General features: G+C 61.8%; 9 protein-coding genes. 4 read left to right on the forward strand and 5 right to left on the reverse strand.

Annotation, left to right across the window (positions count from 1 at the left end; genetic code table 11):
* Positions 1-128 precede the first annotated feature (128 nt).
* The 4 genes from PQR40_RS31425 to aspT (PQR40_RS31440) form a co-directional block, all read right to left on the reverse strand.
* Complete coding sequence (locus PQR40_RS31425; protein ID WP_408510635.1) at positions 129-1,340, reverse strand: pyridoxal-phosphate-dependent aminotransferase family protein; 1,212 nt, start codon at positions 1,338-1,340, stop codon at positions 129-131.
* A 337-nt stretch (positions 1,341-1,677) separates the two neighbouring features.
* Positions 1,678-3,342: a bifunctional aspartate transaminase/aspartate 4-decarboxylase gene (locus PQR40_RS31430; RefSeq protein WP_408390824.1), complete on the reverse strand. Its 1,665-nt coding sequence runs from the start codon at positions 3,340-3,342 to the stop codon at positions 1,678-1,680.
* A 102-nt stretch (positions 3,343-3,444) separates the two neighbouring features.
* On the reverse strand, positions 3,445-5,127 hold the full coding sequence (gene aspT / locus PQR40_RS31435; protein WP_408225537.1) for an aspartate-alanine antiporter: 1,683 nt from the start codon (positions 5,125-5,127) through the stop codon (positions 3,445-3,447).
* Between the two features lie 118 nt (positions 5,128-5,245).
* Entirely contained in the window at positions 5,246-6,928 is a 1,683-nt protein-coding gene (gene aspT, locus PQR40_RS31440) for an aspartate-alanine antiporter (RefSeq protein ID WP_408225534.1), read from the reverse strand.
* Positions 6,929-7,472: 544 nt separating this feature from the next.
* On the opposite strand from aspT (PQR40_RS31440), the gene PQR40_RS31445 reads away from it, so the two are divergent.
* A complete protein-coding gene (locus tag PQR40_RS31445) occupies positions 7,473-8,471 on the forward strand; it encodes a 2-hydroxyacid dehydrogenase (protein ID WP_408225531.1) in 999 nt (332 codons plus the stop codon).
* Here PQR40_RS31445 and PQR40_RS31450 read toward each other — a convergent pair.
* Positions 8,468-9,085, reverse strand: a complete 618-nt coding sequence (locus PQR40_RS31450; RefSeq protein WP_408225528.1) for a plasmid fertility inhibition factor family protein — start codon at positions 9,083-9,085, stop codon at positions 8,468-8,470. The genes PQR40_RS31445 and PQR40_RS31450 overlap by 4 nt on opposite strands.
* A gap of 76 nt (positions 9,086-9,161) precedes the next feature.
* Between PQR40_RS31450 and PQR40_RS31455 the strand changes: the two genes are divergently transcribed.
* The 3 genes from PQR40_RS31455 to PQR40_RS31465 all read left to right on the forward strand — a co-directional run bounded on the left by PQR40_RS31455 (position 9,162) and on the right by PQR40_RS31465 (position 12,776).
* Complete coding sequence (locus tag PQR40_RS31455; protein WP_408510611.1) at positions 9,162-9,986, forward strand: crotonase/enoyl-CoA hydratase family protein; 825 nt, start codon at positions 9,162-9,164, stop codon at positions 9,984-9,986.
* 251 nt (positions 9,987-10,237) lie between these two features.
* On the forward strand, positions 10,238-11,404 hold the full coding sequence (locus PQR40_RS31460; protein WP_408225522.1) for an MFS transporter: 1,167 nt from the start codon (positions 10,238-10,240) through the stop codon (positions 11,402-11,404).
* Between the two features lie 211 nt (positions 11,405-11,615).
* Entirely contained in the window at positions 11,616-12,776 is a 1,161-nt protein-coding gene (locus PQR40_RS31465; RefSeq protein ID WP_408510612.1) for an MFS transporter, read from the forward strand.
* Positions 12,777-12,814: the final 38 nt, after the last annotated feature.

The raw sequence follows: 12,814 nt of genomic DNA on the forward strand, positions 1-12,814 counted from the left end.
GGCAAAGAAAAGTAGGTGCCTGCCCCGCACAGGGGCGACGCTAATAGACCAATAAGTAATCAAGGAAAGGCCACCAGCATAGCCAAACAAACGAACAGACGAACAAAGCGCCGAGCAGGCAAAAAACCTCACTTCCCTCCCGACAACCCACGTTCAAGCGCCGCGACACCAGCCGGCAGTTCAACCTTAACTCCAAGGTCCACCATCGTTCGCCCGAGCGCATGCAATGTTCTGAACAGGTTGTGCTCCCGGCACTGCTCGCCCATCTGTCCAATACGCACGATCGGCAAACCAAACGAACCCGAGATTTCCACCTGGTGATGCCGCGAGATGTGACCGCAAATGTCGGCAGGACTCAACCGCTCCGGCACAACGATACCGACAACTGAATTCAGGCGGCAAGGCGCGGGGGCATAGAGCTGCAAGCCCAGCGCAGTGATCCCTGCCTGAAGCGCTACCGAACACTTCAAGTGCCGCGCAAAGCGCTTTTCAAGTGTCTCCGCACACACGAGACGCAGCGCCTCATGCAACGCGAGCACACCTGATACCGGCGCCGTGTAGTGATAGCCCGCGTTGTGCCAAAAATTCTCTGCAAGCGAGGCATCCAGGCACCAATGCGCGTTCGGCGCCGTGCGGCCCTTCACTCGCGCCCACGCCTCATCCGAAAACGCGATCAGCGAGACGCCCGGGATCGAAGACAAGCCCTTCTGCCCGCCCGTAATGACCGCATCGATACCCCAGGCGTCCATCTCCAACGGCATCGTGCTTAGCGTACACACCGCATCGACAATGACCAGCGCGCCGGCTGCTTTCGCGAGCGCCGCGATGTCCTTCAGATGATGGTTCCATACTGTATTGGACGTCTCACCCTGCACGATCGTTACGATCTCGGGACGTTCGCGGCGGATCGCCTCAGTCACGCTTTCGAGACTCGCCACCGCGCCATCGTCGACGTCGAGCGTGCTCACGTGCGCGCCGACGCGCCGTCCCATCTCCGCCATCCGCTCGCTGAAAAAGCCGTTCCTGATGCTCAGCACTCTCGTGCCTTCCCATGCGAGGTTGGAGATCGCCATTTCCATCGCGGCAGAACCCGGCCCCGCGACACCGAGCACCCACTTCGAATTCGTCTGGAATACGTAGCGTGCCATGGTCTTCACCTGGCCGATGACCTTCACCATCGTGGCGCCCAGGTGATTGATCACCACGGTGTTGGCCTTCGCGACGGCGGCAGGAATCGGCACGGGGCCGGCGCCCATCATCAGCAACGGTTCTTCGGGAAGGATGGCGTCGAGTGATTCGACAACCGGACAGGGCACTGCGAGAGGAGTAATGGTCGCCATGATCGATAGGATGAATTCAAGGTGCAACGGCCTCGCCAACAATGACGCTGGCAAGGCCGGGTTTTCGATCATTCACCGATCAGGGAAATTACGCAAGTTTTTTAACAGCGCAGGCTACAAGCTGTTGCAGTCGTTTCGTACGGCGTGTCCATCCGCAGAAATGACAGCGGGATAACGCCTCATCCGATATGAGATCGCGCTGTCACCGGCAGCGTTTCAATACCCGTCAGTTCAACTGAACTCGGGATGTCATATCGGCACTACAAGCCCAACGAATTGCCAACGCCAACGAACGGAGCGGGGTGAGCTTCGCAGCCCACCCGGCAGTTGCCGCGCGTTACTTCACCTTGGTCTTATCGAGCTTCTTGCCGGTCGCCGCGTTGAAACGCTCGACGTACTCTTCGATCAGCTTGCGCATCGCACGCCCAATCTGCCGATAGTCCGACTCGTTCAGATTGGCCAGCGACACCCGTCCCGATGGATGCTGCGTACCGAAGCCGCGTCCCGGCAACAGCACCACCCGCGCTTCACGCGCGAGGCGGAACAGCAATTCGGACGGCTCGGTGTTCTTCAGCAGCCACTCGACGAACTCACGCCCGAACATCCGCTCGCCCAGAAACTCGATATCGAGAATCGTGTAGTAGTCGACCTGGTTCGGATCGTCGTCCTCGAATGAAATGCCGACCTCTTCGTACAGCGCCTGCTTGCGCTTGCGGATCAGACGCTTCAACGCGTTCTTGTACGCGTCGGGCGTGTCCATCAGCGAAAACAGCGAGAACAGCACCATCTGCACTTGCTGCGGCGTCGACAAACCCGCCGTGTGATTCAGCGCGACCGTACGGCTGTCGGCCACGAGGCGATCGATGAACTTGAGATTTTCCGGCTCGGTCGTGATCGACTCATAACGCTCGTGCAGTTGCTTCTTCGCGTCTTTCGGCAGTTCGGCGATCAGCCTGTCGAGCACGTTATCGCGATGCGTCGCGATCGTGCCAAGGCGCCAGCCGGTCGCGCCGAAGTACTTCGAATACGAGTACACGAGGATCGTATTCTTCGGCGCGAGCGCGAACAGCGAGACGAAGTCGTCGGCGAAGGTGCCGTACACGTCGTCGGTCAACAGAATCAGATCGGGGCGTTCCTTCACGATGTCAGCGATATATTGAAGGCTCTCGTCGCTGATCTTCACCGAAGGCGGATTGCTCGGGTTCACGAGGAAGAACGCCTTCACCTTCGGATCGCGCAGCTTGTCGAGTTCCTTCTTCGAATACTGCCAGCCGCTTTCCACCGTGGCTTCGAGATTCACCACGTTCAATTGATAATCGTTCAGGCGCGGAATTTCGATGTACGGCGTGAAGATCGGCATGCCGAGCGCGATCGTGTCACCTGGCTTGATCAGGTGATTCTCGCGCATCGTGTTGAAGATATACGTCATTGCCGCCGTGCCGCCTTCCACCGCGAACACGTCGAACTCGCCGACGAACGGATGATTGCCGATCATCTCCTTGCGCAGATACTGACCGACGATCTGTTCGGACAACTTGAGCATCCGGTCCGGTACGGGATAGTTCGACGCGAGAATCCCTTCGCACATTTCATAGAGAAAGTCGCCCGCGGAGAGTCCCAACTGATCGCGCACATACGACACCGCGCCGCGCAGAAAATCGATACCGGGCACGCCCTTGTTTTCACGCAGGAACAGATCGAAGCGCTCCGTAAGCCCTTCGCGGCGCGGGAAACCGCCGACACCTTCGGGCATGAATGCAAAAGAACGCTCCGACTCGCGCATCGCAAACAGGCCGAGCTGCCAGAAGCCGTGGCGCGGAATCGTCGCGAGAAAGTTCGGGTTACCGCGACCGGCGTTGAGCATCGATGCGTTAGCGGGGCGATCCACCGCACCGCCGCCCGCCGCCTTGATCAGTTCGTCCTTGAGTTCGAACGGGCTGAGCGCCGCAAAGCCGGCTTGAGCCATGTCACCTTGTTTCTTGCCGCTTTTCTCTTTTGCCATGATGCGTTCTCCAATGTGCAAGTGAATGACGCCGGCGGCGTGAGTAATCGTTCAGTTGCCGCCGACGTAAGAGAGATCGATAAATACGTGCGCTAAACCAGGCTAAACCAGTCCGACCACAAGCGGTCCGAGCAACGTCAACGCGACGTTCGCAATCGCATAGGTGATCGCGAACGGCACGGTCGGCACGGCGCTTTCCGCCTTGTCGAGCACGCCGCCGAACGCCGGGTTGGCACTCCGCGATCCGGACAGCGCGCCGGCCAGAATTGCCGCGTTTTTGTAGCCCAGCACGTAGCGGCCGAACAGCATGGTCAGCAGCAGCGGGAACAACGTAACGAACACGCCGAGCAGGAAGATCGTCATGCCGCTTGCCTTGACCGTCACGACCGCCTGCAAACCGGAATTCAAACCGACCACCGCAACGAACGCCGCGAGACCAAAGTCTTTCAACAACTGCGAAGCCGCCGTCGGCATCACGCCGTACATCGGATGCTTGCCGCGCATCCAGCCAAACAGCAAGCCGGCCAGCAGACAGCCGCCACCCGAACCGAGCGTGAGTGGAATGCCGCCCACGTTGATGACGATCAGCCCGATCAGCAGACCTAGCACAAGGCCCACGCCCATATAGATGAAGTCGGTCTTGTTGCTGTACGGCAGCTCGTAGCCGGCTGCATCGACGGCGCGCTTGGTGTCTTTAGGCGAACCGTAGAAGGTGATGACGTCGCCGTGCTCGAGCCTGGTTTCGGGCAGAATCGGCAGCGGCTGGCCAGCACGCGAAGCGCTCTGGATATAGACGCCGTGGCGCATGTCGCGATCCACAACTTCGCGTGCGGCGGCGATTGTCGTGTGGTTCATGCCTTTGCGCGCGAACACGCCTTCGCGTGTCTGCATCACGACGCCAATATCGTCGACGTTGGCAATCTCGTTGCCGTTCGCGCCGAATGCGACCACTGCCTCGCGGCGGCCCACTACCAGCACTTCGTCGTTGAGTTGCAACGTGAGATCGGGTGTCGGCTCGAGGTTCTTACCGTCACGCTTGATCCGCTCGATCGTCAACATGTCCTGATGCTGGGTCTCGATTGCCTTGACCGTTTTCCCGGCGCTGACATCGATCTTGTACGCACGCCCCACCAGTTCGGGTAAAGCACGAATTTGCCCCGCTCCGAGTGAGGACGGACCTGAAGACAGTTCCTTTTCCGCTTCGATCGACGCCTCTCGCAAACCTTGCCCCATGAACTTCGGCAGGATGTTCACGCAGACGATGATCGCGCCGAGCGAGCCGAACACGTAGGTCACCGCATACGCGATTGCCACATCGGATTGCAGCGACTTGACCTGATCGGCTGGCAGACCGAGACGCGCGATGGCGTCGCCGGCCGTGCCGATGATCGCCGACTGCGTCAGCGCGCCGCCCGCAAGACCTGCGGCGAGGCCCTTGTTCAGATGGAACAGCTTCGCGCAGATCACCACGGTGACCAGTGCGGAGACGGCGAGAAAAATCGCCATTGCGATCTCACGCAGCGTTTTGCGGTTCAGCGAATTGAAGAAACCCGGCCCGGAGTCGTAGCCGACGGCGTAAATGAACACGGCGAACATCACCGATTTCACGCCGTTGTCGATCGTCACACCCGCCTGACTGATCACGACCGCGGCCAGCAATGAACCGCCTACGCCGCCTAACTGGAATTTGCCGAAGTTGATCTGCCCGATGAAGTAGCCGACTGCAAGCGACAGAAACAGCGCAATCTCGGGTGATTTCTGAAAAATGTGATGTAGCCAGTCCATCGTGCCCTCGCTAGATAGTTTGCGATACTGAGTACTGGGTGTTGCATGTGCATACGGACCTCATAGCATCCGCATGCGGTCGGCTGCGCGCCACGCTGCGCGCAGCCCATCTGCCCGCCTAGCCAAATTTCCCGGCGAGACCGACCACGACCGGCCCCATCAACGGCAACAGAATGTTCGAGAGTGCATAGGTGATCGTGTAGCCGATCACGGGCGTCGAATTGCCGGTCACACCGACCAGCGCACTGATCGCCGGCGTGCTGCATTGCTGCCCGGCGATAGCGCCGAGCAGCATGGGTGCTTCGAGTTTGAGAAACACACGGCCGATCCAGAGCGACAGCAAGCCGGGCACGAGCACCATCAGAATACCGGCGACGGGCAGCGCCAGACCGTATTCGCGCACCAGCTTGATGGCATCGGGTCCCGCTGACAGACCGACCGCCGCGATGAAGGTGGCAAGACCGAAGTCCTTGAGAATTTGCGCGGCGGCTGAAGGCAGCGAGCCGACTAACGGATAGCGCGAACGGATCCAGCCGAACAGCAGCCCCGACAGCAGGCAGCCGCCACCCGTGCCGAGCGCGATCGACACACCGCCAATGCGTCCGCCGAGATGGCCGATCGCCATCCCGACCAGCACGCCCAGACCGAGATAGACGAAGTCGGTTTTCTGGGTCGCTGCGAGCACGTAGCCGAGGTGCCGCGCGCCGCGCTCGACGTCGGACTTCGCGCCCACCAGGGTCAGCACGTCGCCGCGATTGAGCTCGGTGCCGGGCAGCGCGGGCACGGTGGTTTCGAGCCGCGTGACGGCCGCGATATAGACGCCCCGGCCCTCTTCCGGCTTTGCCCGTTCGCGCATCTGCGCGACCGTTAGCCCGTGCGCCTCGCGGCGCGTCAGCACGACGTCGAGCTTCTCGGCAACGAGCTGGCCGAACCCAGCGCCGTCCACTTCTTCGCCGAGGCTGACAGCCGCTGCGACGATCGCTTCGCGCCGCCCTGCCACGAAGATGAGATCGTCGATAGCCAGCGTCAGTTGCGGCTCGACCGGCACGGCCGCCCCGTTGCGCTGGAGCTGCTCGATCGTCAGATTGAAGCCATGCTGCTGTTCGAACGCCAGGATCGTCGAGCCGGCCGCCGCGCCGACCCGAAAGGCGCGGCCGACGAGCGCCGGCGCGGCGGAACGCTGTCCATCGCCGAACGCGCTGTCGCCACCGAGCTTGTGCCACACGCGCTCAGCTTCTTCGCGCAAATTGACGCGCAACAGAAGCGGGGCGAACTGGCTGGTGAACAGGACGATGGTGATCAGGCCGAACAGGTAGCTCACGCTGTACGCGGTCACGATGTTGGCCTGCAGACGCAGCGTCTGAGCGTCGCTGAAACCGAGCTTGGCAATCGCCTCTGAAGCCGTGCCGATCACGGCCGACTCCGTCGCGGCGCCGGCAAGCAGGCCGGCCGCCGTGCCGGCGTCGAGCCGCATCGCGAAGACCGCGATCATGATCAGCACCAGCACCGACACGATCTCGACCACCGACAGCAAGCCGTAGCGCCAACCCCGGCCGATGTTGGCAAAGAACTGCGGGCCGCCGGTGAAGCCCAACGCGAAGATGAACAGCGCAAATGCGATGTTCTTCAGATCGGGGGCCAGCCGCGCGCCCGTCTGACCCAATAGCAAGGCCACAATCAACGTGCCGCAGACGCCCCCGAGCTGAATTGGCCCCACGCGAAACGAACCAATGAAATATCCGATTGCAAGGCTTGCGAACAGCGCGATCTCCGGTTGAGATCTCAGCAATTCACCGATCATGTTGGCTCGCCGATTTACGGTTTATTGGCAGAAAGCTGAAAAATCTCTCTGGCATTTGAAAAGCATTCGATCCGATTCGCCACCACACAGCAATTACGCATCCGGCATAACTGGATGCCATTGAATGGAAAGTTTATGGCAATGACATGACGCTCCAGGCGCCAAAGAAGATATGCCGCGGTGCAGCGACGATAGATAGTGAAATGTTTTTCAGCAGCTCGACAGTCACGCATTCCTCGCGAAGTTGACCCAACACCTTGAAAAGGCTGCTCTGGTGGTGGCCGGTCTTTTTAGCACGATATGTACATGCATTTTTGGTACTGCTTTTTTTATAATTATTGTAGTTCGGCATCGCTGTCAATATGATTTTCGAGTGCGGCCCTTTCCACTTCGCAAAAAATGATCTTTAGTAAAGGCTGAAATGATTTTCGGACAGTGCATCGCAAGCGGCGGTCATTACGATAAAGAGCCGATATACTGACCTGCCCCTATGCCACGCGTGAGTCGGCATTCACCACACGGCACGCCTCTTTCGGAGCCCTCCATGCGCATGATCCTGTTCAGCAGCCGCCAATACGACAGCGATACGTTCGGCGAAGCCAACGGCACGCATCGCTATGAACTGCACTTCCAGGAATCGCATCTCGATGTCGAAACGGCGATCCTCGCGCAGGGCTACGAAGTGGTCTGCCCATTCGTCAATGACAACGTCGACGCCGCCGTGCTGGAACGTCTCCATGCCGGTGGCACGCGCATGATCGCGCTGCGCTCGGCGGGCTTCAATCACGTCGACCTGGCCGCGGCCGAACGCCTCGGCATGACAGTTGCGCGGGTGCCAGCCTACTCGCCGCATGCGGTTGCAGAACATGCGGTCGGTCTGATTCTGGCGCTGAACCGGCGCTTGCCGCGCGCGGTCGCGCGCACACGCGAAGGCGATTTCTCGCTGCATGGCTTGCTCGGCTTCGACCTGCACGGCAAGACCGTGGGCGTGATCGGCACCGGCATGATCGGCCGCGTGTTCGGCCGCATCATGGCGGGCTTCGGCATGCAGGTGCTCGCCCATGATCCCGGCACACCAGCGGAGGATCTGCTCGCGCTTGGCGCGCGCTACGTGCCGCTCGACACGCTGCTGGCGGAAAGCGACGTCGTCAGCCTGCATTGCCCGTTGGTGCCCGGCACGTACCATTTGATCGACGGACCCGCACTCGCGAAGATGAAGCATGGCGCGATGCTGATCAATACCGGGCGCGGCGGCCTTGTCGAAAGTAATGCGCTGATCGGCGCGTTGAAGGACGGCCAACTCGGCCATCTCGGGCTCGACGTGTACGAGGAAGAAGGCGGCCTTTTTTTCGAGGACCACTCGAATCTGCCGTTGCAGGACGACGTGCTGGCACGTCTGTTGATGTTCCCGAACGTGATCGTCACCGCGCATCAGGCATTCTTCACACGTGAGGCGATGAACGAGATCGCGCAGACCACGCTCGAAAATGTCGCGGCATGGCAAGCGGGCACGCCGCGCAATGTCGTGCGGGCGCGAAGTTAGGCGTTGCTGCCGCCGTCCACCGTGGTTGGGCGGATCGCCGTACGGGCGTCGTCCGCTGCACCGCAGAGTTCGCGCAGCAAGCCTGCCTCGCGCTCGTGCACTTCCACCGGAACCCAGCGCGCGCCCGCGTCGGCCAGATAGCGCGCGCGATGCTGCCCGTTGCGAAACGCCACCACGCCCTCGCGCTCGAGACCGAACCAGCCCAGCAGACCCGGCGCGCGACGCGTCGAGATCGTCACGTACGGCATCGGCGGAATGCGCGGATTGTCCGGATCGAGAAACTCGCGAATGCCACGCACCTTGCCCGAATGCCATTCGGCGACCGGTTTCAGCACGTAATCGGTGTTGTCGCGATCCGCGCAGGCAAGCAGCTTGCGCACGTCGACAAGAACCACTTGATGCCGCGTGCCGTCCGTCACGAAGACACGTTTCAGGCGCACATGGTCGTACCATGAATGCTCATGCAAAGGGACGATCCAGACTGTCTCGGCGCAGGCCGGCGCGGCTGCAGGCGATGAATTGGACAAAGGCAAAGGCAGGCTCGATAAGCTGGCTAAACAACGCCAGCGCGTTAAAAGAGCGCTAACGCTACGAGCAGATTGTGAAAGATGCATGACAACCAACGGTATTAATCGCAGCGCATGAATACCCGGCATGTGCGCCCGGACGCGAACCTTTACGGACACAACGATGATAACCACGCAAAGCCTGAATGAACATGTGCGCATCGAAGCCAACGAGGACACCGGCGTCGCCACCATCGTGCTCGAACGGCCCTTGCGGCGTAATGCCGTCGACCGTCCTACCGCGGAAGCGCTCAACGCCGCCTTCCGCCGCTTCGAAGCGGAGCCGGCATGGCGCGCGGCGGTGCTGTTCGGCGCGGGTGGCACCTTCTGCGCCGGCGCGGATCTCACCGCGCTCGCCGACGAGACCCGCCGTAATGAACCGCACGCCGACGGCAGCGGTCCCGGCCCCATGGGACCGACGCGTATGAGCTTCAGCAAACCGGTGATCGCGGCAATTGCCGGATATGCGGTCGCGGGCGGACTCGAACTGGCCGCGATGTGCGATCTGCGGGTCGTCGAAGAAGATGCCGTACTCGGCGTGTTCTGCCGGCGCGTGGGGATTCCGCTGATCGACGGCGGCACGATCCGCTTGCCGCGTCTGATCGGGCTGTCGCGGGCGCTCGATCTGATCCTGACCGGCCGCGCGGTTGACGCACAGGAAGCACTCAGCTTCGGTCTTGCCAACCGCGTCGTGCGCAAGGGCGAAGCCCGTGCGGCGGCTGAACAATTGGCCGCTGAACTGGCTGCCTTTCCGCAGGCGGCGCTGCTGGCTGACCGTCGCTCCACATTGGAAAACAGCACGCTCGATGATCTCGCCTTCGCGCTGCGGCGCGAAGGCGCGGGCGGCTATCAAGCGGTATTCGACGAGGGTGTCGCAGGCGCCTCACGGTTCACCGAAGGCGCCAGCCGTCACGGCAATATCTTCAGGTCAGACGAAAGCACGCCATAGAACAGTGCCATTCCGATAGGTGATGCGCGGCAAAGCGGCACTCCGAAGTGCGCGCCAGGGTGGCGCTCAAAACCGCACCCCAAGCGCGGCTTTCAGCAAAAAACAACAACCCGCTTGACGCTCAGCAAGGCGGTTTTGACTTAGGTAGAATCCCCTACTGTTTTCCCCTCGCATGGCGCATGCGTTCTCGCCCCGAAAACGCGCGCCTGCCGCACGACGCTTCCCGTCGCGCCGATTCACGCTCTGTCACCATGCCTTTACCCCTGCTCGCCCTTGCCATTGCCGCCTTTGGAATCGGTACCACCGAATTCGTGATCATGGGGCTGCTGCCCGATGTCGCACGCGATCTGTCCGTGTCGATCCCTGCGGCCGGCATGCTGGTGTCGGCTTATGCGCTCGGCGTCACGATCGGCGCACCGATCGTTGCGATCGCCGTGGCCAACATGCCGCGCAAGAAGGCGTTGATGAGCCTGATTGGCGTCTTCATCGTCGGCAATCTGCTGTGCGCGATTGCCCCGGGTTATGCGGTGTTGATGGCTGCGCGCATCGTCACGGCGTTTTGCCATGGCGCGTTCTTCGGTATCGGTTCGGTGGTCGCTGCAGGTCTCGTCGCGCCGAACCGCCGCGCGCAGGCCATCGCACTGATGTTCACCGGCTTGACGCTCGCCAACGTGCTCGGCGTGCCGCTCGGCACAGCGCTGGGTCAAGCGGTGGGCTGGCGCGCCACCTTCTGGGCGGTCACCGGCATTGGCATTCTCGCTGCTGGCGCACTCGCTGTCTGCCTGCCGGCGAAGATAGAAATGCAGAAGGCGAGCCTCGTCCACGAATTCAGCGTGCTGAAGAACCCGCAAGTGATGATGGTGCTGGGCATCAGCGTGCTCGCTTCGGCCAGCCTGTTTTCCACCTTCACCTACATCACGCCGATTCTCGAAGACGTGACCGGTTTCACGCCGCACGCGGTCACGTTCGTGCTGTTGCTGTTCGGCCTTGGCTTGACGGTAGGCAGCACGCTCGGCGGCAAGCTTGCAGACTGGCGGCTGATGCCCTCGCTGGTCGCGTTTCTGCTGGCGATCGTTGTCATCCTGACCATTTTCGCCGGCACGATGCACGCTGAGATCCCCGCGATGATCACGATCTTCGTATGGGGCATTCTGGCCTTCGCGATCGTGCCGCCGCTGCAAATGCTGATCGTCGACCGCGCGAGCCATGCGCCGAATCTGGCATCGACCCTGAACCAAGGCGCGTTCAACCTCGGCAATGCGACAGGCGCGTGGCTTGGCGGCATGGCGATCGGTGCGGGCGCGCCACTCACTACGTTGCCGTGGGTCGGCGTGGCGACATCCATCGGCGCGCTGGTATTGACGCTGTGGTCGGTATCGATCGACCGGCGCGCACAGCGGATGGCGGTGGCGGGGTAAGGTCAGGTGTGAGCACCACAGCGACCCGTTGACGAACGGCGGTAGCGCAAAAGTTGAGCGTCACCGCGGCTGGCTGAGAGAGAGTGCGCTCGCCGCAAGCCACTCCAACCTGGCGTTCGCGTTGTCTTCCTCAGAAACGCGGCGCGCGTCCGCGTTTATCCAATCCGCACAAAGATGCGAATGACTCGATGCCGTAGTAGCATCTCGGCCGATGAAAGTCATCTTCACACGAGATTTCCTCGCACTCATTCTCAGCGTCGCTGTCGTCGGACTCGGCAGCGGCGCCACGCTTCCCCTCACTGCCCTCGCGTTGACGCAAGCCGGCTATGGCACCGACGTGGTCGGCCTGCTGACCGCCGCGCAGGCAGGTGGTGGTCTGATCGTCGTGCCATTGGCCGGCTGGGTCGCGGCGCGCTTCGGCAGCCGCCAGGTGATCGTCGGCGCGGTGCTGACGGTTGCGTTCGCCACCGCGCTGATGCAACTCACCTCGAACCTGTGGCTATGGGCGATGTTGCGCGTACTGTGCGGTGCGGCGCTGATGCTGCTCTTCACGATTAGCGAAGCATGGGTCAACCAGCTCGCCGACAGCGCCACCCGCGGCCGGGTCATCGCGATCTACGCGACCAACTTCACGCTGTTCCAGATGTCGGGCCCGGTGCTGGTGAGCCAGATCGCCGATTTCACGCATTGGCGCTTCCTGATTTGCGGCGCGATCTTCCTGCTGGCTTTGCCGGCACTCGCTAGCATCCGCAAAACGCCGCAAGCGTCGGAAGACGAACACGCGGCGCACGGCAGCTGGCGCCACGTGCTTCCGCAGATGCCGGCGCTCGTGATCGGCACGGGCTTTTTCGCGTTGTTCGACACGATCGCGCTGTCGCTGCTGCCGCTCTTCGCAATGGCGCATGGCATTACGAGCGAGGTGGCAGTGCTGTTCGCGTCGGCCCTACTGCTCGGCGACACGACGATGCAGTTTCCGATCGGCTGGCTTGCCGACCGGCTCGGACGCGAACGCGTGCATATCGGCTGCGGCGTGATCGTCGTGATGCTGCTGCCGTTTCTGCCTTGGGCGATTAATTCGCCGTGGCTGTGCTGGCCTCTGCTCTACGTGCTCGGCGCGGCGGCTGGGGCGATTTATACGCTGTCGCTGGTCGCTTGCGGCGAGCGTTTTCGCGGCGTCGCGCTGGTGTCGGCGAGTTCGCTGGTGGGGGCGTCGTGGAGCGCGGCCAGTTTTGGTGGGCCGCTGGTGGCTGGCGCGTTGATGAAGGGAGTCGGCAACGATGCGATGGTCGGCGTGTTGCTCGCTGCGGCGCTCGCGTTTCTGGTTGCTGCCTGGTGGGAAAGGCGGCGCGCGCTAGCGCGGGTTGTTGGTTGACGGTCGCGCTGGGACACGATAAGGCGCGAATGCGTTGC

The sequence above is a fragment of the Paraburkholderia sediminicola genome (assembly GCF_046026855.1).
Lineage (GTDB): Bacteria > Pseudomonadota > Gammaproteobacteria > Burkholderiales > Burkholderiaceae > Paraburkholderia > Paraburkholderia sediminicola_A.

Excerpts from the sequence above, each read along its gene's own strand:
- PQR40_RS31425 (WP_408510635.1), bottom strand. The coding sequence starts at position 1,340 with ATGGCGACCATTACTCCTCTCGCAGTGCCCTGTCCGGTTGTCGAATCA.
- PQR40_RS31430 (WP_408390824.1), bottom strand. The coding sequence starts at position 3,342 with ATGGCAAAAGAGAAAAGCGGCAAGAAACAAGGTGACATGGCTCAAGCC.
- aspT (WP_408225537.1), bottom strand. The coding sequence starts at position 5,127 with ATGGACTGGCTACATCACATTTTTCAGAAATCACCCGAGATTGCGCTG.
- aspT (WP_408225534.1), bottom strand. The coding sequence starts at position 6,928 with ATGATCGGTGAATTGCTGAGATCTCAACCGGAGATCGCGCTGTTCGCA.
- PQR40_RS31445 (WP_408225531.1), top strand. The coding sequence starts at position 7,473 with ATGCGCATGATCCTGTTCAGCAGCCGCCAATACGACAGCGATACGTTC.
- PQR40_RS31450 (WP_408225528.1), bottom strand. The coding sequence starts at position 9,085 with ATGCATCTTTCACAATCTGCTCGTAGCGTTAGCGCTCTTTTAACGCGC.
- PQR40_RS31455 (WP_408510611.1), top strand. The coding sequence starts at position 9,162 with ATGATAACCACGCAAAGCCTGAATGAACATGTGCGCATCGAAGCCAAC.
- PQR40_RS31460 (WP_408225522.1), top strand. The coding sequence starts at position 10,238 with ATGCCTTTACCCCTGCTCGCCCTTGCCATTGCCGCCTTTGGAATCGGT.
- PQR40_RS31465 (WP_408510612.1), top strand. The coding sequence starts at position 11,616 with ATGAAAGTCATCTTCACACGAGATTTCCTCGCACTCATTCTCAGCGTC.